Annotated in this window: 22 protein-coding genes; 8 read left to right on the plus strand and 14 right to left on the minus strand. The window is 69.0% G+C overall.

What is annotated here, in order from left to right:
• Positions 1-16 precede the first annotated feature (16 nt).
• Entirely contained in the window at positions 17-853 is an 837-nt protein-coding gene (locus ACRSBM_RS29480; RefSeq protein WP_434448216.1) for an alpha/beta fold hydrolase, read from the minus strand.
• A 45-nt stretch (positions 854-898) separates the two neighbouring features.
• Between ACRSBM_RS29480 and ACRSBM_RS29485 the strand changes: the two genes are divergently transcribed.
• Positions 899-1,357 (plus strand): CGNR zinc finger domain-containing protein, encoded by a 459-nt coding sequence (locus ACRSBM_RS29485; RefSeq protein WP_434448218.1) that lies wholly within the window; start codon positions 899-901, stop codon positions 1,355-1,357.
• On the opposite strand, the gene ACRSBM_RS29490 is transcribed toward ACRSBM_RS29485, so the two are convergent.
• Together ACRSBM_RS29490 and ACRSBM_RS29495 are read right to left on the minus strand one after the other, a co-directional pair.
• Positions 1,354-2,235: an ADP-ribosylglycohydrolase family protein gene (locus ACRSBM_RS29490; protein WP_434448219.1), complete on the minus strand. Its 882-nt coding sequence runs from the start codon at positions 2,233-2,235 to the stop codon at positions 1,354-1,356. The genes ACRSBM_RS29485 and ACRSBM_RS29490 overlap by 4 nt on opposite strands.
• Before the next feature lie 25 nt (positions 2,236-2,260).
• Positions 2,261-2,812, minus strand: a complete 552-nt coding sequence (locus ACRSBM_RS29495; protein WP_434448221.1) for a hypothetical protein — start codon at positions 2,810-2,812, stop codon at positions 2,261-2,263.
• A gap of 95 nt (positions 2,813-2,907) precedes the next feature.
• On the opposite strand from ACRSBM_RS29495, the gene ACRSBM_RS29500 reads away from it, so the two are divergent.
• On the plus strand, positions 2,908-3,426 hold the full coding sequence (locus ACRSBM_RS29500) for an HNH endonuclease (protein ID WP_434448223.1): 519 nt from the start codon (positions 2,908-2,910) through the stop codon (positions 3,424-3,426).
• Here ACRSBM_RS29500 and ACRSBM_RS29505 read toward each other — a convergent pair.
• The 4 genes from ACRSBM_RS29505 to ACRSBM_RS29520 all read right to left on the minus strand — a co-directional run bounded on the left by ACRSBM_RS29505 (position 3,405) and on the right by ACRSBM_RS29520 (position 8,067).
• Entirely contained in the window at positions 3,405-4,022 is a 618-nt protein-coding gene (locus ACRSBM_RS29505; protein WP_434448225.1) for a hypothetical protein, read from the minus strand. The genes ACRSBM_RS29500 and ACRSBM_RS29505 overlap by 22 nt on opposite strands.
• A gap of 129 nt (positions 4,023-4,151) precedes the next feature.
• The gene (locus ACRSBM_RS29510) at positions 4,152-6,977 is read right to left on the minus strand and encodes a vitamin B12-dependent ribonucleotide reductase (RefSeq protein WP_434448227.1); all 2,826 of its coding nucleotides are present in this window, start codon (positions 6,975-6,977) and stop codon (positions 4,152-4,154) included.
• A gap of 69 nt (positions 6,978-7,046) precedes the next feature.
• The gene (gene nrdR / locus ACRSBM_RS29515; RefSeq protein ID WP_053738461.1) at positions 7,047-7,514 is read right to left on the minus strand and encodes a transcriptional regulator NrdR; all 468 of its coding nucleotides are present in this window, start codon (positions 7,512-7,514) and stop codon (positions 7,047-7,049) included.
• 259 nt (positions 7,515-7,773) lie between these two features.
• A complete protein-coding gene (locus ACRSBM_RS29520) occupies positions 7,774-8,067 on the minus strand; it encodes a hypothetical protein (RefSeq protein ID WP_434448229.1) in 294 nt (97 codons plus the stop codon).
• 222 nt (positions 8,068-8,289) lie between these two features.
• Between ACRSBM_RS29520 and lexA the strand changes: the two genes are divergently transcribed.
• Complete coding sequence (gene lexA, locus ACRSBM_RS29525) at positions 8,290-8,967, plus strand: transcriptional repressor LexA (protein WP_434453255.1); 678 nt, start codon at positions 8,290-8,292, stop codon at positions 8,965-8,967.
• Here lexA and ACRSBM_RS29530 read toward each other — a convergent pair.
• A complete protein-coding gene (locus ACRSBM_RS29530) occupies positions 8,942-9,691 on the minus strand; it encodes a helix-turn-helix domain-containing protein (protein WP_434448231.1) in 750 nt (249 codons plus the stop codon). The two genes, lexA and ACRSBM_RS29530, sit on opposite strands and share 26 nt — an antisense overlap.
• A gap of 110 nt (positions 9,692-9,801) precedes the next feature.
• Between ACRSBM_RS29530 and ACRSBM_RS29535 the strand changes: the two genes are divergently transcribed.
• Together ACRSBM_RS29535 and ACRSBM_RS29540 are read left to right on the plus strand one after the other, a co-directional pair.
• Positions 9,802-10,926, plus strand: coding sequence for a cytochrome P450 (locus tag ACRSBM_RS29535; RefSeq protein WP_434448233.1), 1,125 nt, complete (start codon positions 9,802-9,804; stop codon positions 10,924-10,926).
• A gap of 43 nt (positions 10,927-10,969) precedes the next feature.
• Positions 10,970-11,599 carry a hypothetical protein gene (locus ACRSBM_RS29540; protein ID WP_434448235.1) on the plus strand — a complete coding sequence of 210 codons (630 nt, stop codon included), beginning with the start codon at positions 10,970-10,972 and terminating at the stop codon, positions 11,597-11,599.
• Between the two features lie 6 nt (positions 11,600-11,605).
• Here ACRSBM_RS29540 and ACRSBM_RS29545 read toward each other — a convergent pair whose 3' ends face one another.
• From ACRSBM_RS29545 to ACRSBM_RS29555, 3 genes are read right to left on the minus strand one after another with little or no spacing between them, the layout of a single operon-like run.
• Positions 11,606-12,562, minus strand: coding sequence for a hypothetical protein (locus ACRSBM_RS29545; RefSeq protein ID WP_434448237.1), 957 nt, complete (start codon positions 12,560-12,562; stop codon positions 11,606-11,608).
• Positions 12,559-14,019 (minus strand): GTPase HflX, encoded by a 1,461-nt coding sequence (gene hflX / locus ACRSBM_RS29550; protein ID WP_434448238.1) that lies wholly within the window; start codon positions 14,017-14,019, stop codon positions 12,559-12,561. The genes ACRSBM_RS29545 and hflX overlap by 4 nt, the downstream gene beginning before the upstream one ends.
• A gap of 25 nt (positions 14,020-14,044) precedes the next feature.
• A complete protein-coding gene (locus ACRSBM_RS29555; protein ID WP_434448240.1) occupies positions 14,045-14,545 on the minus strand; it encodes an ArsR/SmtB family transcription factor in 501 nt (166 codons plus the stop codon).
• A gap of 54 nt (positions 14,546-14,599) precedes the next feature.
• On the opposite strand from ACRSBM_RS29555, the gene ACRSBM_RS29560 reads away from it, so the two are divergent.
• Both ACRSBM_RS29560 and ACRSBM_RS29565 read left to right on the plus strand, forming a co-directional pair.
• Positions 14,600-15,841 carry an MFS transporter gene (locus ACRSBM_RS29560; protein WP_434448242.1) on the plus strand — a complete coding sequence of 414 codons (1,242 nt, stop codon included), beginning with the start codon at positions 14,600-14,602 and terminating at the stop codon, positions 15,839-15,841.
• Positions 15,834-16,727, plus strand: coding sequence for an SMP-30/gluconolactonase/LRE family protein (locus ACRSBM_RS29565; protein WP_434448244.1), 894 nt, complete (start codon positions 15,834-15,836; stop codon positions 16,725-16,727). The genes ACRSBM_RS29560 and ACRSBM_RS29565 overlap by 8 nt, the downstream gene beginning before the upstream one ends.
• Positions 16,728-16,742: 15 nt before the next feature.
• Here the strand turns inward: ACRSBM_RS29565 and dapF are convergent, their stop codons facing one another.
• Genes dapF through ACRSBM_RS29580 form a run of 3 tightly spaced genes read right to left on the minus strand, consistent with a single transcriptional unit; the run spans position 16,743 to position 19,143 of the window.
• Positions 16,743-17,570, minus strand: coding sequence for a diaminopimelate epimerase (dapF, locus tag ACRSBM_RS29570; RefSeq protein ID WP_434448246.1), 828 nt, complete (start codon positions 17,568-17,570; stop codon positions 16,743-16,745).
• Positions 17,558-18,466, minus strand: coding sequence for a tRNA (adenosine(37)-N6)-dimethylallyltransferase MiaA (gene miaA, locus ACRSBM_RS29575; RefSeq protein ID WP_434448247.1), 909 nt, complete (start codon positions 18,464-18,466; stop codon positions 17,558-17,560). The genes dapF and miaA overlap by 13 nt, the downstream gene beginning before the upstream one ends.
• Positions 18,463-19,143 (minus strand): hypothetical protein, encoded by a 681-nt coding sequence (locus ACRSBM_RS29580; protein ID WP_434448249.1) that lies wholly within the window; start codon positions 19,141-19,143, stop codon positions 18,463-18,465. The genes miaA and ACRSBM_RS29580 overlap by 4 nt, the downstream gene beginning before the upstream one ends.
• Positions 19,144-19,313: 170 nt before the next feature.
• On the opposite strand from ACRSBM_RS29580, the gene ACRSBM_RS29585 reads away from it, so the two are divergent.
• On the plus strand, positions 19,314-20,660 hold the full coding sequence (locus ACRSBM_RS29585) for a DUF349 domain-containing protein (protein WP_434448251.1): 1,347 nt from the start codon (positions 19,314-19,316) through the stop codon (positions 20,658-20,660).
• The last annotated feature ends 37 nt before the right edge of the window (positions 20,661-20,697 follow it).

The raw sequence follows: 20,697 nt of genomic DNA on the forward strand, positions 1-20,697 counted from the left end.
ACACATGATGAATAAATCACTCGTCAAAGCCGAAGCCCCTGATCAACCCCGCGATCTCGGCCAGGTCCTCCTCCAGCGCGAAGTGCCCGGTGTTCAGCAGGTGCAGCCGCGCGCGAGGCAGGTCGCGCAGGTACGCCTTGGCGCCGGGCTCGAGGAAGAACGGATCTCCCCTGCCCCACGTGATCAACGTCGGCGGCTGGTGCTCGCGCAGGTAGGCCTGCCACTCCGGGTACTTGGCGACGTTGGAGTGGTAGTCGAGGAAGAGGTCCACCTGCGGTTGCGGGCGCAGGTCGAGGTAGCGCTGGTCGAGCGTCCACGTGTCGGGCGAGATCGTTTCGGGGTCGCGCGCGCCTTCGAGGTAGCCGAACTTCGTGTACTCCAGCGCCAGCAGGCTCCGGGCAGTCCGCGGATCGCGGTTGCGGATGAACTCCCAGGCGAGGTCGGACAGGCCGTCCTCGTAGGCGTTGCCGTTCTGGACGATCAGACCCTTGATCCACTCGGGGTGGCGGGTCGCGACGCGGAAGCCGACCGGGGCGCCGAAGTCGAAGACGTACATCCGGAAGCCCGTGAAACCGATGGTCTCCAGGAACTTCTCCACGATGTCGGCGAGGAAGTCGAAGGTGTACGTCCGCTCGGGTGCGTCGCTGTGACCGGAGCCGGGGTGGTCGGGCGCGATGACGTGGAAGCCGTCCTTGAGCTCCTCGATGAGCCGCGCGTACTGGTGCGACGCGGACGGGAAGCCGTGCAGGAGCAGGAGTTTGGGTGCCGCCGGGTCGCCGGCCTCCCGGTAGAAGACGTTGAGCCCGCCGACGTCGGCGAACCGGTGGCGCGTCACATGCATATCTGCCGTCATGACACATTAGGCTAATGGATAGTCGGAGTGTTGTACAGTTAGATCGTGCTCGCGATCGATTTCGTCAACACGCTGACGTCCGAAGAGGACCGGCTGCCGCAGTGGCTGTCCGAGCAGGGTCTGCCCTGGTCGGAGGCCATCGAGGAGCTGCGGGGCCAGGTGGAGGCGGCGGTGCTCGCGGCGCGGGACGGCCAGGAGCCCGATCTGACGCCGTTGAACGCGGCCTTGCGCGGAGCACCGGCCTACGAAGTGCTGGCGTGGTCCGACGGCGTCACGGTGACGCGGGAACGCTCGGGTGACGAGGTCGCGCAAGCGCTTGCCACGCTGGCGGGCGCCGCGGCGGAACTGCTCGTGTCACCGGCCGTGCGGAAGGTGAAGACGTGCGAGGGGCCGGGGTGCCGGTTGCTGTTCGTGCCCGCGCACCCGCGACGCCGGTGGTGCGACCCCGCGACGTGCGGGAACCGGGTGCGGGTGGCGCGGTACTACCAGCGGCACAAGGACTAGCGGTCCACCCAGTCCGGCAGCGGTTCGCGTTCGTCGCGCCACTGCGGCGGTGCCGTCCCGATGATGCCGCCCACGATCGCGGCGGTCGTGTCGATGTCCCCGCCGGCCTGGACGCACGTCGTGATGGCGGTGCGGTAGTCGTCGAGGTGGTGGGCGGCGACCCAGAGCGCGAACGGCACGGTGTCCTGCGCCGTCACACGTGAGCCGTTGCCGAGGACGTACGCGGCCTCCTCGGCGTTGTCGATCTCGCGCGCCTTCTCGATCCCCTTGCGCACGAAGGATTCGCCGAGATGGCCGAGCACGGTGCCGAGCAGGTCACGCGGTGGCGTTCCCGTCAGGCGCGCCTTCGCCGCGACGGCGGCCGCGTGCGCCACCGCGACCCCGCCCGCGATGCCCTCCGGGTGCTGGTGCGTCACCTCGCTGGCCCGGATCGCTTGCGCGGTAACGGCTTTCGGGTCGTCGGCGAAGTACGCGCCGAGTGGCGCTATCCGCATCGCGGCACCGTTGCCGCACGAACCCTGGCCCTTGAACGCTTCCGAGGCCGCCTTCTTCCACGGCGTGCCTTGACGAATCCTGCGCAGGATGGTGAAAGCCCCTGCGCCGTAACCACGATAGGGCTCGCAACGCTCGGCGAACGTCGCCGCGAGCCGGTTCTGGTCCACCCCACCGTGATCACGGAGCTCGGTGACGAGGTTGCAGGCCATTTCGGTGTCGTCGGTCCACTCCCACGGCCCTCGCGGCGGCTTGCCGGCCACGAGGTCGGGCAACGAGCGGCCGACCATGAAGAACTGTGCGCCCAGCGCGTCGCCGACGGAGAGGCCGTCGAGCGAGTCGTATGCGAGGTCCAGGCGGGCGCGATCATGCAGAACTATGCGCATCACCTGCGATTTTACCCGGAGATGGTCACCGCGACAGCCCTGCCGGGGTGAAGACGAAGCTGTCCCGGAAACCGCCGTCGCCCCGTCTCGTCGCCATCAGCCGCAGCTCGGGCATGAAGTGGAAGAACACCAGCGAACCCGACCGGTCCGGGTAGCCGAGCGTCTTGGAGTACTTGGGGTTCGTGCCGCCCAGCCACAACGGCGGCTCGCCGTACTCCTCGATCACGTCGTCGAGCAGGCAGTCCCGCTCCCCCAGCACGCCGGGGATCCGGCTGTCGGCGTCCAGCGACAGCCAGCCCTGCCGGTGCGCGAGATCCGCGTACACCGACGCCATGACGTCCTCGCTGCGGTGGCCGAGCGCCTCGTGCACGGCGCCGCTCACCATCGCCGCGTTCGCCGCGCCCCGCTTCACCAACGCGTCGAGCTCGTGCTGCCACCGGTCCGTGCGGTCGTCGGCGAACGCCAGCGCGTCGAGCAGGGTGAGGATCACCGCCTCGCCGCCGTACATGCCGGGACGCCGGACAGCGGCGTTGAGCTGGCCGAGCAGGTAACGGCGCAAGTCGTCGAACGAAGGCATCTCTCCCCCTTTAGTGCGTTGTTCTATCAGTTGCGCGCATCCGAAACGGAATCGCCTTCACGACCGACAGGAGAGGCAACAACTGGGGAGAGCACATGGTCAGCAACGAGCAGATCGTCGCGTACTGGGTCGAGCACGAGATCGACCTGGCGGTCGACTGGAGCACGGCACACGAACGGTGCTGGCGCTGCGGATACAAGTCCTCGCTGGACAAATGCCACATCGTGCCCGCCGCTCTGGGCGGGAGGACCTCCGCTGACAACCTCGTCCTGCTGTGCGGCCGGTGTCACCGCGAGGCGCCGAGCCACCAGGACCCGCGGTACCTGTGGCGGTGGCTTCGGGCGACGTGCGTCTCGTCCCGCGACACGTACTGGACGTTGCGCGGCTGGGAGGAGTTCGAGGTCATGTTCGGCAGGAAGCCGCTGGAGTGCTTCAACCAGGCCCAGGTCGACCACCGCTCGCTCAACGCCGAATGCCGTGCGCTGGCGGCGGACGAGTTCGCCAAGACCGTCCTGCACTTCGGGGAGGGGCGGCTCAACCCGTCGACCATCGCGTGCGTGATCGCGGAGATCGAGAAGAAGCTGGCGGACCGTCACGGCATCGAGTTGCCATGACGGTGCGCCGCACCGACGTCGACCAGGAGAGCGGGAACCCACAAGAAGACCTTCGGATCACCCAGCCCGGAAGCCGTGAGCCACGCCGCGGCCCGACGAGCCTCCTGCTCGTCCTGGATCAACCCCCATCTGTCCGGCCGGACGCCCGTCGCCTGCCGAACGTCGTCGACGAGCCCGCCGAGGCAGGTCCACGTGTGCCATCCTCCGGTGTCGAAGCCGACCAGCTCGAAGCCCCTCGGTCCACCGGAGCAGGCGCCGGGAAGGGCTTCCCGCCGCGCCAGGCGTCCCGCCACCCCGCCCATGTCCGGGTGGTGGCCCGCATCGGCCATTTCCCGGAGCACGGCCGGAGCGTCGGTCGCGGCGATGCCCACCGCGAGCACGTGCAGCCCTGATCGGCCCGCACGAGTGCGTGATCGTTCAGCCGACACCGGGTCGTCGAACCAGTCGTCCCAGCCATCGCGGTTCGCCGGCACCAGGTCGACGACGCAGTCGCTCATCGAGATCAGGCCGGCGCTCGGCAGCCCCACGTCCTGCCAGTCCGTCCTGACACCTCTCGCGACCACCAGGTAGCCGGCCAGGAGTTGATCGGTATCCATCGGAACTTCCCTGTAGCCGGGGCCAACGCGAGGTGGGGTCCAACCTTGCGGTTGAACCCCACCTGGACGTGCACGTCATACGCCTGTGCGCACCTGGCTCACTGTCGCATCACACGCAACTCGGGCGAATCAGCTGCAGCCGGAGGTGCTGCCGCAGCCCTCGCACAGGTAGCAGGAGCCGGCCGGGCGCATCTTCGTGCCGCAGGTCATGCACAGCGGCGCGTCGGCGGCCTTGCCGAGGTGCAGTTCGAGCAGCTCGGTCGAGCTGCCGACCTGCTTCGGCGCGGCGGCCTCCACCGTGGTCTCGACGGCCGGAGCCGCCTCGACCGACCCGCGCAGGCCCTCGAGGTCCACATCGGACGTCGGGGCGCCGTACTCACCGGCCACCTGCGCCGAACGCTCGTCGGCGGTGAAGATGCCGAGCTGCGCTCGCTTGTCGTACGGCAGGTAGTCGAGCGCGAGACGACGGAACAGGTAGTCCAGCACCGACGTCGCGATGCGCACGTCCGGGTCGTCGGTCATGCCCGCCGGCTCGAAGCGCAGGTTCTGGAACTTCGAGACGTAGAACTCGAGCGGGATGCCGTACTGCAGACCCACCGAGATGGACATCGAGAACGCGTCCATCACGCCGGCCAGCGTGGAGCCCTGCTTGCCCAGCTTGACGAAGATCTCGCCGAGGCCGTTGTCCGGGTAGGAACCGGCGTGCAGGTAGCCCTCGGCGCCACCGACCGTGAACGACACGGTCTGCGACGGGCGCTTCTTCGGCAGCCGCTTGCGGACCGGGCGGTACTCGACGACCGTCTCGGTCTTGGCCTCGGCGCCCTTGTTCGCGCCCTTGCCGGCGGACAGCGGCTGGCCGACCTTGCAGTTGTCGCGGTAGATCGCGAGCGCCTTCAGGCCGAGCTTCCAGCCCTGGTAGTAGATCTCCTCGACTTCCTCGACAGTCGCCGCTTCCGGCATGTTGACCGTCTTGGAGATCGCACCGGACAGGAACGGCTGCGTGGCCGCCATCATCCGCACATGGCCCATGGGCGCGATGGAACGCTCGCCCATGGCGCAGTCGAAGACCTCGTAGTGCTCGCGGCGCAGGCCCGGCGCGTCGACGACGTGGCCGTGCTCGCCGATGAACTCGACGATCGCCTCGATCTGCTCGTCCTGGTAGCCCAGCGACTTCAGTGCGCGCGGCACCGTCTGGTTGACGATCTGCATCGAGCCGCCGCCGACGAGCTTCTTGAACTTGACCAGAGCCAGGTCCGGCTCGATACCGGTGGTGTCGCAGTCCATCATCAGGCCGATGGTGCCGGTGGGGGCCAGCACGGACGCCTGGGCGTTGCGCCAGCCGTTCTTCGCGCCGATCTCCAGCGACTGCTGCCACGCCTCGGTCGCGACCTTGTGCGTGGCGGCGTCGTTTCCGCCGTAGGTGCGGATCAGGTCGTTGGCGGCGGCGTGCTTGCGCATGACGCGCTGGTGGGCCGTGGCGTTGCGCTTGTAGCCGTCGTAGGCGCCGACGATGCCCGCGAGCTCGGCGGAACGGCGGTACGAGACACCGGTCATCAGCGAGGTGATGGTCGCGGCGAGCGCGCGGCCGCCCTCGGAGTCGTACGCGTGACCGGTCGCCATCAGCAGCGCGCCGAGGTTGGCGTAGCCGATGCCGAGCTGGCGGAACTTGCGGGTGGTCTCCGCGATCGGCTCGGTCGGGAAGTCCGCGAAGCAGATCGAGATGTCCATCGCGGTGATGATCAGCTCGACGGCCTTGGCGAACGTGACGGCGTCGAAGCGGCCGTCGTCACCGAGGAACTTCATCAGGTTCAGTGACGCGAGGTTGCAGCTCGAGTTGTCGAGGTGCATGTACTCGGAGCACGGGTTGGACGCGGTGATGCGGCCCGACTCGGGACAGGTGTGCCAGTCGTTGATCGTGTCGTCGTACTGGATGCCGGGGTCGGCACAGGCCCACGCCGCCTGCGCGAGCTTGCCGAACAGCGACTTGGCGTCGACGCGGTCGATGACCTCACCGGTCTGGCGGGCGCGCAGGCCGAAGTCGGTGCCGCTCTCGTAGGCGTGCATGAACTCGTCCGAGACGCGGATCGAGTTGTTCGCGTTCTGGTACTGCACCGACACGATGTCGGTGCCGCCGAGGTCCATGTCGAACCCCGCGTCGCGCAGCGCGCGGATCTTGTTCTCTTCCTTCGCCTTGGTCTCGATGAACTCCTCGACGTCCGGGTGGTCGACGTCGAGGACGACCATCTTGGCCGCGCGACGGGTGGCGCCACCGGACTTGATGGTGCCCGCGGACGCGTCGGCGCCGCGCATGAACGACACCGGGCCCGACGCGGTGCCGCCGGAGGACAGCAGCTCCTTCGAGGAACGGATGCGCGAGAGGTTCAGGCCGGCACCGGAGCCGCCCTTGAAGATCAGGCCCTCCTCGCGGTACCAGTTGAGGATCGACTCCATCGTGTCGTCGACCGCGAGGATGAAGCACGCGCTGACCTGCTGCGGCGAGCTGGTGCCGACGTTGAACCACACCGGCGAGTTGAAGCTGAACACCTGGTGCAGAAGCATGTAGGTGAGCTCGTGCTCGAAGATCTCGGCGTCCTGCTCGCCCGCGAAGTAGCCGTGCTCCTTGCCCGCGCCCACGTAGGTCTTCACGACGCGGTCGATCAGCTGGCGCAGCGACTGCTCGCGCTTGTCGCTGCCGACGGCACCGCGGAAGTACTTGCTGGTGACGATGTTGGTGGCGTTCACCGACCAGAACTCGGGGAACTCGACGCCGCGCTGCTCGAAGTTCACCGAGCCGTCCCGCCAGTTCGTCATGACGACGTCGCGGCGCTCCCAGGTGACCTCGTCGTAGGGGTGGCGGCCTTCGGTGGTGTAGACACGCTGGACCTTCAGCGCGGCAGGCTTCGCAGCCGCCCGTGCGGCTGTCTTCTTGGCTGAGCCGCCGACGGTCTCGGTCACGGTGGATCTCCCTCGTACTGGTGCTTTAGAAAAGATGGTGTAAGCGTGCGCTTCAGCAGCGCACGCGGATCACTGCTCTTGAGCCGCTTCGGCCCGTGCAGTGCGAAGATCAAGGATTTCCTTCTCGAAGTCCTCGACGGACGAGAAGGATCTGTAAACGCTCGCGAAGCGCAGATAAGCGACCTCGTCGAGCTCGCGCAGGGGTCCGAGAATGGCCAGACCCACCTCATGACTCGGGATTTCCGCACATCCCGTCGACCGGATCGACTCTTCCACCCGCTGGGCGAGTTGCTGGAACGCGTCCTCGTCGACCGGGCGGCCCTGGCACGCCCTGCGCACACCGACGACCACCTTGTCGCGGCTGAAGGGCTCCGTCACCCCGGAGCGCTTGACCACAGCGAGAACCGCTTCCTCGACCGTGGTGAACCTGCGGCTGCAGCTGTTGCAGGAGCGACGACGACGGATCACCTGGCCCTCGTCGACCTCACGGGAGTCGACCACCCGTGAGTCCGAATGACGGCAGAACGGACACCGCACGCCACCTCACCCCTTCCCTGCGCAGCACCCATCGCAGCAGCCACACTGGTCGGGTTACCCACAACCTGTGGACTACTTACAACGGTGTAACCACTAGATGTAGGGGTAGAACCTAGATCGCGGCGGACGGCGACGCAACTCGACACACCACTCGAACGAGGGAACGTCGCGCCGATCAGCGGCGATTACACAAAGATGCCCGCCATGACGGAGAGTTCACGTCATCGCGGGCGTGGAAACACAAGATGTAGGGGCAGGCCTACGGGGTGACCCCCGCCTGCTGGAGGTAGAGCACGCCAAGCGCCACGACCGTCAACGCGCTCAGCACACCGACGGCGACGAGCTCGAACAGCGACTCGCGCTTCGGCCGGACCTCACACGAGCTCGACTCACGCGAGTCGGGTACCACGACCGGATGCGGCCGAGTCGCCGGGCGGCGAGGCATGACACGAGGACCCGAACGGAGTGGACGTCCCGCTGCGACGGCAGCGACGTCACTGCCCTCGACACCCGGCAACCGCTTCTCGACGAGCACCGCCATCACGACCTCCATCGCAGGTCAGATACCATGATCGAACAGGGGTTCGATCGAACGTCCGTGCGAATTTCTACCACGCTGACTCCGCGGACGCCACAACACGCGGCCAAATACCTCGAACAGGTGTTTGATCTGTGCAGCAAACACGACTACCGTCGACCACGAAGATCGACGGATGCCGGAATCCCATTCGAACTGGGGGCGGCGAGGAGGACAGCGACCGTGGCAGGCAAGACGATCGATCCGGACCCCGCTCTCGTGGAGCCAGTGGTGAGCGAGATCGCGGGCAACGCCGGCCTGACTTTGCGGCAGCGCAAGGTGCTCGACGTGATTCGCGACTGGGTCGACCGCTTCGGTTACCCGCCGAGCGTGCGTGAGATCGGTGAGGCCGTGGGCCTGACGTCGACCTCGTCGGTCGCGTACCAGCTGCGCGCGCTGGAGCGGAAGGGCTTCCTGCGCCGCGACCCGAACCGCCCGCGCGCGGTCGGCATGCTGCCCACCGAGATCGACCCCGGTCTCGACCCGATGTCGAAGCCGACCCCCGCGTACGTGCCGATGGTCGGCCGGATCGCGGCTGGTGGCCCGATCCTGGCCGAGGAGTCGATCGAGGACGTGTTCCCGCTGCCGCGCGAGATCGTCGGTGAGGGCGAGCTGTTCCTGCTGCGCGTCGTCGGTGACTCGATGATCGACGCCGCCATCACCGACGGCGACTGGGTCGTGATCCGCAAGCAGCCCACGGCCGACCAGGGCGAGATCGTCGCCGCCATGATCGACGGCGAGGCGACCGTGAAGACGTTCAAGCGCAAGGACGGCCACGTGTGGCTGATGCCGCACAACACGGCCTACCAGCCGATCAACGGCGACGAGGCCACCATCCTCGGCAAGGTCGTCACCGTGCTGAGGCGTCTCCCGTAACTTCGCCGCGGGCCCGCTTCTTCTTCTCGAAGAAGTCGAGCCATTTCTGGCGCGTGGCCTCCATGTCCACCACGACGAAGGCGAAGAACTGGCCCATGTCCTTGAGGCGGGCGCCGACCGGGGTGCCGAGACCGAAGATCTCGGCACCCTCCAGCGCGGTGTCCGCCCAGGTCGAGTTGCGCTGGGCGCTGGACAGCCAGGCCCGGTACCAGATGTCCTGGTCGAGGAAGTAGCGCATGCGCTTGCCGTCGCGCTCGCTGCGCAACACCCCCAGGTCCTGCAAGTAGGCCGTCGACCTCGACACGGTGCCGGGGCTGACCGAGAGCCGCAGCACCAGTTCGGTGGCGGACAGGCTGCCCTTGTCGACCATGAAGATCTCGGCGAGGATCCGGGCGGCCGTCTTCGGTATGCCGGTCTGCCGGAACGACGCGACCAGCCTCAGGTGGAACTCCTGCACCTCGCCCGGACTGCGCCCGAACGCGTACGCCTCCTCGTCGACGTCGAGGTCGTCCACCGCGGGCATCCGGCGCATCGCCCGCTCACTCGCCGCCCGGTGCGCGGCACCCGGCCGGTAGTTGTTGTGGCCCCCGTTGCGGACCACCTCCCGCTGGATCGTCGAGGCGGGCCTTTGCAACCGCCTGCCGATTTCGGAGTAGCCCAGCCCGTCCCACAGGAACTGGGCGATGAGCTGGCGTTCTTCCTCGTCTAGCCGCTTACCAGGCACAACCCCATAGTGCCTTGCGCTTCAGGCCATTGCAATGAGTCTTTTGACTTCGTCCGCAAACGTTTTTAGCTTGCAGGAAGGGGAAAGACACTCGTTGCAAGGGGGGAACGATGCCACTGAGTCCGATGACGTTTCCGGACGGGCACGTGGGCTGGCGGGCGCACGACCACGCCACGGTGCGGGCGGTGCTGGCGAGCGACCGGTTCAGCATCCGGCCGGATCTGATGCACAACCCGTTCGGGCCGGGCAGCCCAGGCGACGCGCCGCCGTCGCCGCCCGGTGCGTTCACCGACCACGACCCGCCGGACCACACCCGCTACCGGAGCAGGCTGACCGGGCAGTTCACCGTGCGGCGGATGCGGCTGCTCGCCGAACGGCTCGAAGTGATCACGGCCGAGCACCTCGACGAGCTGGCGGCGCAGGGCTCGCCGGCGGATCTGGTGGAGCACTTCGCGGTGCCGGTGCCCGGGTTGATGATCTGCGAGTTGCTGGGCGTCCCGTACGAGCGGCGGGAGGAGTTCCAGCAGGACGCGATGGTGCTTACCGGCGCCAGCGGCGCGGAAGCCGACGCAGGTGAGGCGATGTACGCCGCGTTCGGGCGGCTTCAGCGGTTCATGCTGGACATGGTCGCGGCCAAGCGGGCACGGCCGACCGATGACGTGCTGAGCGATCTCGTGAACTCGGAGGCCGCGGGATCGAGTGCCGCCCTCACCGACGACGAGATGGCGGCGATGAGCATGGCGTTGCTCGGTGGCGGCCTCGACACGACGACGAACATGCTGTCGCTCGGCACGCTGGAACTGCTCCGCGAACCGGCGCGGGTGGAGGCGATGCTCGCCAGTCCCGACGCCGCCGTGGAGGAGCTGCTGCGATATATCAGTCTGACGCCCGCGACGGCGCGGACGGCGCTGGCCGATGTCGAGGTCGACGACGTCGTCGTGCGCGAAGGCGACACGGTGTTCGTCGAACTGGGGCCGGCGAACCGCGATCCGGCGCGGTACGCCGATCCGGACGTCCTCGACCTCGCCCGGGGTGCGGCCGGGCACCTCGCGTTCGGGCACGGTATCCACCAGTGCATCGGGCAGCACCTCGCGCGGATCGAGCTGAAGATCGCGTTTCCCGGGCTCTTCACCCGGTTCCCGAAGCTGCGGCTCGCCGTGCCCGAGGACGAGTTGCCGCGCCGGGCGAGTCTGGTGATCGGCGGGCTGGAGCGGATGCCCGTCGCCTGGGACTAGAACAGCGGTACAGGAAGTCCGGGAGGTGCGAGAGCCTGCTGTCGTGACACAGGGAACTCCGTCGCCACGGTTCACCGAGACGCAGATCGTGGAGTGGCTGGTCGACGAGTCGCGAGACGTCGCCGGCCGGATCACGACCGTCACGACCTCCGGTGATCGCATCTTCGCCACGGGCAGCACGGTGATCGCGCTGGCGGCCACCGTCGCGATCGGCGGCGGCAAGGGGTACCTGCTGATGTGGTTCCCGCTGGCCGTGTCGATCGTGATCCTGCACGGCCTCTACCTGAACAACATGGTCCGGAACCTGATCGGGTACCAGATCGGGCTCGAGAAGGAGATCCTGCGGCGCACCGGTCTGCCGCTGGTCGCCTGGCAGTCGCACGTCCAGGAGGGCGGGCGGTCTCACCGGCAGGTCAAGGTCCTCCTGCTGACCGCCGTCGTCGTGTACGCCGCCAGCGCGGTGATCGGCTTGGCGCAAGCGCTTCGCACGGCTACACCCGGCGCGTGGGGACACGAGCGGGCGTGGCTCTACATCGCGCTGACCGTGGCGAATGTCGTCGGCAGTGCGGGCCTCATCGCCTACTCGCACCTGAGTCAGCGCGGTGCGACGAAGGCGGCGGCGAGCAAGGTCGAGCGGGCCTTCGCCGCTGCCACCTCGCCGGGCGCGGACTGACGGCGGTCAGGCTCGGCGGCGGAAGCGCAGGCCGATGACCAGGGCAGCGACCAACACGATGCCGCCCAGGGTGAGTGCCAGGGGCCAGTTCTGCCAGGAGCCGCTCGACGAGTCCGGGGGCACGGCCTGTGGCTGGTCGGCGGCGGGTGGCGGTGCCGTGGTCGTCGGAGCGGGTGGCTGGGCCAGTGCCGCGGCGCCCGCGACGGCGCGGATCGCGGTGCCGGCGCCTTCGGAGGCGGAGAACAGGGTGCCGTCCGGGGCGAAGGCGATGGCCTCGCCCTGGGACTCGTTCGGCAGCGGGACGCGGACCGGGTCGCCGGACAGGGCCTTGACGATGTCGCCGTCGGGGACCGGGTAGAGGTAAGCGTCGGTGTAGGTGCGCAGGGCGATGACGGAGCCGTCGGCCGTGGCCGCCGCCCCGGTCACCAGGCGCGAGTCGAGGCTGCCCTCCAGAGGGCCGCCGGGTGTGTCCGTCGTCGACAGCGACACGCGTGCGACCTGCTCCAACGGCACCGATATATCAGTTCGGAGCGGGGCCGTCGGGCGATATACCAGTGCGGAACCGAGCGGCTCCTTGGTGACGATGTACGGCACACCGGACTTGTCGACGAACAACGCCTCGGCGTCGTGCTTGCCATCCGGGTACGTGACGCGGAACCGCTCCACGGCACCCGTTGGCGAGACCTTGTGCACGCCGACCGTGGAGCGGGACTTCCGGTTGTCGCCGGTGTCGGAGGCCCAGAGGGTGCCGTCCGGCGTCATCGCCAGGTCTTCGACGTCGTACGGGTCGACGGGCGCGGTGATCGTGCGCGTCACCACGCAGTCACGGCCCATGACCTGGATGCGCAGCGTGCCGTTGTCGCTGTCGCTGACGGCGAAGAACTGTTTCCCGTCGGACGTGAGCCCGGAGAGCTCCTGCATGGCTACCGGGCACACGTCCACCGGTGGAGGCGGGAGGATCAAGCAGGTGTCCCGTTCGTCGCGAACTCCTCGAGCACACCGGCGAGGTCCGGGCGTACGCGGGCGTTGAGCAGCGTGCCCGACTCCGTGTGCTTCTCGGACAGCACCTCGCCGTCGCGGTGCACGCGAGCGACGACCTCGCCGCGCGCGTACGGCACGAGAGCCTCGACCACGACCTCGGGACGTGGCATCAGCTCGGCGATCCGGACCCGCAGTTCCTCGATGCCGAGACCCGAGTGCGCCGACACGAACGACGCGTCCGGGAACAGGTGCCGCAGCCGGGCCATGCCCAGGTCGCCCACGGCGTCGATCTTGTTCACGACGAGCAGCTCGCGCGGCATCGGCGTGCCGGACTCGTCGTTGATCTCGGCGAGGACCTCGCGCACGGCCTTGACCTGCTTCTCCGGCATGCCGTCGGAGCCGTCGACCACGTGCACGAGCAGATCGGACTGGCCGACCTCCTCGAGCGTCGAGCGGAACGCCTCGACCAGCTGGTGCGGCAGGTGCCGGACGAAGCCGACCGTGTCCGTCAGCGTGTACGGCAGGCCTTCGGGCGTCAGCGAGCGGCGCGTCGTCGGGTCGAGGGTGGCGAACAGCGCGTCCTCCACCAGGACACCGGCGCCCGTCAGCGCGTTGAGCAGCGACGACTTGCCCGCGTTCGTGTAGCCCGCGATGGCGACGCTCGGGATCTCGTTCGCCGTGCGGCGGCCGCGCTTGGTCTCGCGGATGACGCCGATCGCGGCGATCTCGCGGCGCAGCTTGGCGATGCGCGCGCGGATCCGGCGCCGGTCGGTCTCGATCTTGGTCTCACCGGGACCGCGCAGACCCACACCGCCGTTGCCGCCACCGGCACGTCCACCGGCCTGCCGCGACAACGTCTCACCCCAGCCGCGCAGGCGCGGCATCAGGTACTGCAGCTGGGCCAGCTCGACCTGCGCCTTGCCCTCCTTGGACCGCGCGTGCTGCGCGAAGATGTCCAGGATGAGCGCGGTGCGGTCGATGACCTTGACCTTGAGCTTCTCCTCCAGCTGACGCAGCTGGCCGGGAGAGAGCTCACCGTCGCAGATCACGGTGTCCGCGCCGGTCGCCTGCACCACGTCACGCAGTTCGGAGACCTTGCCGGACCCGATGTACGTCGCGGCGTCGGGCTTGTCGCGGCGCTGCACGACGCCTTCGAGCACCTCGGAACCTGCGGTTTCGGCGAGGCGGGCCAGTTCGGCCATCGACGCGTCGGAGTCCGCGGCGGTGCCCTCGGTCCACACCCCGACGAGCACGACCCGCTCCAGGCGGAGCTGCCGGTACTCGACCTCGGTGATGTCCTCGAGCTCGGTGGACAGGCCCGCGACACGACGCAGTGCGGCGCGCTCGACACGTTCGTAGTCACCTGTGGAGAAGTCCTCCTCTTCCCAGGTGCCGTCGAACTCCGGGTCGAACTCTGTGCTCTGGATGTTTTCCGTCATTTGCCCTTCATCGTCCCACGGACAGTTAGTCCCCCGGATACACCGCGAGGTAGATCGCCACACGGGGAACATCCGGCTTGACCGGTTGCGCGGCCAGCTCATCCATCAACGTCGCGAGCCGCCGCTTTAGTTCCTCCGGGTCGACGGTGACGACCAGGCGGCTCTGATCCACGTCACTGAGCCCGATGTCGGCAACCTCGCCGAGGAAAGCGTGCAGCATCGCCTCGCCGACGGCGACCATATTTTCGCTGTTGTCGAGCTGCCACGACAGGCCTGTCGACCGATAGGGGATCTCCTTCGCGCCCCGGTTGCCCGCCCGCGACGGCATGGCCTCCAGGAATCCGGCGGCGACGAGCTTGCGCACGTGGTGCAGCGTCGTGGCCGGGTCCTTGCCGAGCCGCTGCGCCAGCTCCTTGTTGGTGAGCGGGCGGTCGAACGTCATGCGGATCATCCGAAGCCGCAGGTCAGAGCTGAGAGCCGCGGCCTCCTCGCTCGTCGCGGGACGTCGCTTCCGGGAGAGTGGCACGGCCCCAGTCTAAGTGATTGACAGTTTCCAATCACTCGGCGCAGACTCCCCGGCATGGCGCTTTGGGGGCATCACGACTTCCGCCGGCTCTGGATCGGCGACACCATCAGCCAGTTCGGCTCGACGATCGGCATGACCGTGATCCCGCTGCTCGCGGCGGGTGTGCTGAACGCGACACCGTTCGAGATGGGGCTGCTGGCCGCGGCGGGCACGATGGCGTTCCTGCTGATCGGGCTTCCCGCGGGCGTCTGGGTCGACCGCATGCGCCGCAAGCCGCTGATGATCGCGATGGACGTCGCCCGCGCCGCGCTGCTGCTGAGCGTGCCCGTCGCGTGGTGGCTGGACGCGCTCGACCTGCCACAACTCGTCATCGTGAGCCTCGCGGTCGGCGTGTGCACCGTCTTCTTCGACGTCGCCTACCAGTCCTATCTGCCGTCACTGGTCGGGCGCGACCAGCTCGTCGACGGCAACTCGAAACTGCAGGCCAGCATGTCCGTGGCCGAGGTGTCGGGACCGGCGATCGGCGGGTACGTGGCGCAGTTCCTCGGCGCGGCCAACGGCGTGCTCGCCACCGGCCTGGGCTACCTGAGCTCGGCGTTCTTCCTGTTCCGGATCAGGAAGGTGGAGACCGCGCCGGAACGTCACCCCGACCCGCACCTGCGCCGCGAGGTCATGGAGGGCCTGCGGTTCGTGTTCGGCAACGTCACGCTCCGGATGATCGTCGCCTGCACCGGCACGTCGAACTTCTTCCACGGCATCCAGAACGCCGTGATGATCCTGTTCCTGTTGAACTTCGCCGGCCTGAACGAGGGCACGGCGGGCCTCGTGCTGAGCGCGGGCGGCGTCGGCGGCGTGCTCGGCGCGGCGGTCGCCTACCGGCTCGGCAAGGCCGTCGGGCAGGCCAGGATGATCTGGCTCATCCCGGTCGTGACCTGGCCGTTCACCTTGCTGCTGCCGTTCGTCTCGCCGGGCTGGGGCCTGGTGCTGCCGATGGTCGGGCTCGCGGTGAGCACGTTCGGCATCATCGTCTACAACGTCGGCCAGGTGAGCTACCGGCAGGCGATCTGCCCGGACCACCTGATGGGCCGGATGAACGCCTCGATCCGCTGGGTGGTGTGGGGCGCGACGCCGCTGGGCGCGCTGGCGGGCGGCGGGCTCGGCTCGTGGCTCGGGGTGGTCCCGACGTTGTGGATCTCGCTCGTCGGTTCGGTGGCCGGTGTTGTCTGGGTGCTGCTCTCCCCGCTGCGGTCTATGCGGGACCTGCCCGCCCCGTCTAGCGTCGAGGCCCATGGCTGACGCTGAACATGCAGGTACCACGGTGCTTCGGGAAGGTCTCCACTTCGGCGAGGGACCGCGACGCGGGCCCGACGGACGCCTCTACTACTCCGACTTCTACGCGGGCGAAGTGCACGCCCTCGACCTCACGACGGGCGACGACGAGGTCGTCGTCGCCTTCGACGGCCAGCCCTCCGGGCTCGGCTGGCTGCCCGACGGACGCCTGCTCGTAGTCTCGATGCTCGACCGCACGGTGCGCCGGCTCGAGGGCGACGACCTCGTCCTGCACGCTGATATATCGGATATCGCGACCTTCCACGCCAACGACATGCTCGTCGACGGCGAGGGCCGCGCCTACGTCGGCAACTTCGGCTTCGACCTGCACGGCCTCATCGACGAGGTCGGCATCGCACGCCTGCTCGAACCGGACTTCGACCCGCAGGGCGCCGCGCTCGCCCTCGTCGGGCCCGACGGGTCCGTCAGCGTCGCCGCCGAGGACCTCAAGTTCCCGAACGGCATGGCGCTGCTGCCCGACCCGACGGGCGAGTCGGAGAGCGGCCACCTCCTCGTCGTCGCCGAGACCGTTGCATTCCAGCTCACTTCGTTTTCGGTCGACCGCAACGGATCGTTGCAAAACCGCAGGGTGTGGGCCGATGTGAAGGAGTTCGGCATCGCGCCGGACGGGATCGCGGGTGACGGCGACGGCGTGTGGGTGGCGCCGGCGTTGCAGCCGGCGGTGTTCCGGGTGACCGAGGGCGGCACGATCACGCACCGGGTGGAGACGACGCAGACGTGCTTCGCCGTCGCCGTCGTCGACGACCACCTCGTGTGCCTGACGGCGCCGGACTCGAACCCGTCCGTGGTCAGGCCCGACCGGCTCGGGAAGATCGAGACTTACAAGCTCTAACTGATATATCGGATATCAGGCGAGTGCATCCCACCAGGACTTGTCGAGCTCGCCGCGCGCGACGAGCACGGCGGGTCCGGTGAGCGTCGACGTCGTCGGCTCGATGGTGACGAACACCTGACCGCCGAGGACGTCGACGGACGCCGAGCCGGTCGTCCTGCCCTGACCGGCGAGCCACGAGGCGACGGACGCGACGGTGCCGGTGCCGCACGAGCGGGTCTCGCCGACGCCGCGTTCGTAGACACGCATCTTGAGCGCGCCGTCGCGGCCGGACGAGTCGCCGGCGTCCAGCACGTTGATCAGCTCGACGTTCACGCCGTGCGGGAACATCACCGGGTCGAAGCCCGGAGGCACGGTGAGGTCGAAGCCGTCGACGGCGGCGTCCGTGACGCACGCCAGGTGCGGGTTGCCGACGTCGACCGCGAACCCGCCGATGCCCTGGCCGTCGACGGCGGCGATGGACGTGCCGGTGACCCGCGCGGGGCCCATGTCGTTCGTGACGGTGCCGTCCGGGTGCGTCACCACGGTCCTGTCACCGGCGCGCGTCCCGACGACGAACTCGCCCTGCGGCTGGTGGCCCGCGTCGACGAGGTAGCGGGCGAAGACGCGCAGGCCGTTGCCGCACATCTCGGCGATGGAGCCGTCGGCGTTGCGGTAGTCCATGAACCACTTGGCCGCGGAATCGCCACCGGGCCGCACGACGCGCAGCACGCCGTCGGCGCCCAGGCCGCGCTGCCGGTCGCACAGCGCCTGCACGCGTGCGACGGTCAGGTTCAGCTGGTCATCGAGGTCGGGGAGGATGACGAAGTCGTTCTCCGTGCCGTGCCCCTTCACGAACTCCACGGCACCAGATTACCGGCGGCGTCCACGAGATCCGGCCGAGCACCGTCGAGCCAGGTGATGCGCTGGTCACGCCGGAACCACGACCGTTGCCGGCGCACGAACCGGCGGGTGGCGCGCTTGGTCTCCTCCGCGGCGAAGTCGATCGTGCACGCGCCGTCCATTGCGGACAGCACCTGCTGGTAGCCCAGCGCGCGCGACGCCGTCTTGCCGTCGCGCAGGCCGAGGCGGACCAGAGCACGCACCTCGTCTTCGAGACCCGAGGCGAACATCACGTCCACGCGCTGGTCGACGCGCGAGTCCAGTTCGGACACCTCGCGGTCCACACCGATCTGGACGGTGCCGTAGCGCGCGGGACCGGGTTTGGGCAGGTTCGCGGAGAACGGCTGCCCGGTCAGCTCGATGACCTCCAGCGCGCGCACGATGCGGCGGCCGTTGGACGGCAGGATCGCGATCGCGGCGGCCGGGTCGAGCTCCTGCAGCCGCCGGTGCAACGCCTCCGGGCCCACCGTGGCCAGTTCCGCCTCGAACCGCTCCCGCACGGCGTCGTCGGTGCCGGGGAACTTCAGGTCGTCGAGCACCGCCTGGACGTACAGGCCGGAGCCGCCGACGAGGACCGGTGGCCGTCCGGCGGCGAGCAGGTCCTCGATGACGGCACGCGTTTCGCGCTGGTAGGCCGCCACCGACGCGGTCTCGGTGACGGAGAGGACGTCGAACAGGTGGTGAGGCACACCACGGCGCTCGGACACCGGCATCTTCGCCGTGCCGATGTCCATGCCGCGGTAGAGCTGCATGGCGTCGGCGTTGACGACCTCTCCCCCGAACCGCTCCGCGAGCGCGACGGCCAGGTCGGACTTGCCGGTCGCGGTGGGTCCGACGACAGCGATGGGGGTGATCACGGGCGCTCCCAGACGGCGACGTGGTAGCCCACGCCGAACGGTGCGAAGAACTCGGCGCCCGAGCAGCGCCACGGTCCGGGCACGCCGGCGAGGACCTGCCACGCCGCACGTCCCTGCGCGCCCAGCTCACGGGCGAGGTCCGGATCGAGGTCGAGCAGGCCGTCCACGTCGGCGGCGGCCAGCAGACTGTGGACCAGAGCGTCGAAAGGTCCCGAACGCTGGTCGTCCGAACCCGGCGAGCGCGGGCCGTGCCGCGTGGAGCCGTCGCCGAGGACCAGCAGCCCGGCGTCCTCGTCGGCGAGTTCCCGTCCAAACGAGACACAGTCGGAAACCGGCAGGTCACGCGGGATGAGTTCGATGCGTGACACCTCGGCTGCGCAGCGTTCCCGCAGCCATGCGGTGACCAGTACCGGCAACGGAATCGTGGCATTCGGCGGCAGGTCACCGCCGAGTGACACAGGGACATCGACCCCATAACCGAGAAAAGTTCCCGACAACGGCGGCCGATACGTCGCCCGGCCACCGTCGTCCACGGCCACGGCGATCCACGGACCGGGGAGTTTTCCTGCTGCGGCAAGGGTTGCGGCACGCACGGGCTCGGTCTCGGCGGCTGCTCCGACGACCAGTTCCGGCACCAGAAGAGGTGGGTGCGGCACCACCGCGACACGGGTGATCACGACGGACGAGGCTACCTATCGTGGACTCCCAGTACCGAGTCGAGCTCTGACCTGTTTGAATGCGCGCGGGGAACTGGGGACGGGAGACCCTCCAGCGCCCGTATTGCATCGGCCCCGCTTCTGGCGGGGCGCCCGTGGCAGGCACGGGCGTCAGATGGGAGGAACCGGCGATGTCGGAGCAGGACAGCACACCGGAGGCCGTGGCCGAGGCCACCCCCGTGGAGGTCGTAGCCGAGGGTGTGGTCGAGGAAACGCCGAAGGAGACCGCGCAGGCGACGCCTCCGGCCGTCCCCGTGGCGTCGGACCACCCTGACCGCTGGGGGCGCGTCGACGCCGACGGCACCGTGTACGTGAAGACCGAGGACGGCGAGCGCGCCGTCGGGTCGTGGCAGGCCGGTGAGCCGGTCGAGGGCCTCGCGCACTTCGCGCGGCGTTTCGACGACCTGCGCACCGAGGTCGAGCTGCTGGTGTCGCGGCTCGCGTCCGGCGCCGGCGACCCCAAGCACGCCCTGACCAGCGCGAAGCACGTCAAGGAGCAGCTCGCCGAGGCCGCCGTCGTCGGTGACCTGAAGGCGCTGGCCGCCCGTGTCGAGCACGTGCTGGTCCAGGCAGAGGCCGGCATGGAGAAGGCGAAGGAGGCCAAGGAGGCCGCCCGAGCCCAGTCCGTGGCGCGCAAGCAGGCGCTGGTCGACGAGGCCGAGTCGATCGCGAACGAGTCGACCCAGTGGAAGGTCGCGGGCGACCGGCTGCGCCAGATCCTCGACGAGTGGAAGACCATCCGCGGCGTCGACCGCAAGACCGACGAGCAGCTGTGGCGCCGGTTCTCGAAGGCCCGTGACGCGTTCAACCGCCGTCGCGGCTCGCACTTCGCGGACCTCGACCGCCAGCGCTCGGTGGCGAAGTCCTCCAAGCAGGCGCTGGTCGAGGAGGCCGAGAAGCTCGTCGACTCCGACGACTGGGGCCCCACGGCCGCTCGCTACAAGGAGCTGATGGTCGAGTGGAAGGCCGCCGGGCGTGCGCCCAAGGAGGCCGACGACGCGCTGTGGCAGCGGTTCCGGGCCGCGCAGGACGCGTTCTTCCAGAAGCGCTCCGAGGCGTTCAGCGAGCGTGACGCCGAGTTCGCGGCCAACGCGAAGCTGAAGGAGGAGCTGCTCGCCGAGGCCGAGGGCATCGACCCGTCGACCGACCTCGAGTCGGCGCGCGCGCACCTCTACAAGATCCAGGAGCGCTGGGACGCGATCGGCAAGGTGCCGCGCGAGCGCATCCGCGAGTTCGAGGGCAAGCTCCGCGCGATCGAGGAGAAGGTCCGCGGCGCGGTCGACGCCCAGTGGCGTCGTTCCGACCCCGAGGCCGAGGCCCGCGTGGCGCAGTTCCGCGAGCGCGTGGAGCAGTTCGAGGCGCAGGCCGCGAAGGCCCGTGCCGCGGGCGACAAGCGCCGCACCGAGCAGGCCGAGGCGCAGGCGGCGCAGTGGCGCGAGTGGCTCGCTGCCGCTGAGCAGGCGCTGGCGACCCGCTAGTCCTCACCACCCTGAGGGCCTCTCTCCCGTAGCGGAG

The sequence above is a fragment of the Lentzea xerophila genome (genome assembly GCF_051094245.1).
In the GTDB taxonomy this organism is placed as follows: Bacteria; Actinomycetota; Actinomycetes; order Mycobacteriales; family Pseudonocardiaceae; genus Lentzea; species Lentzea xerophila.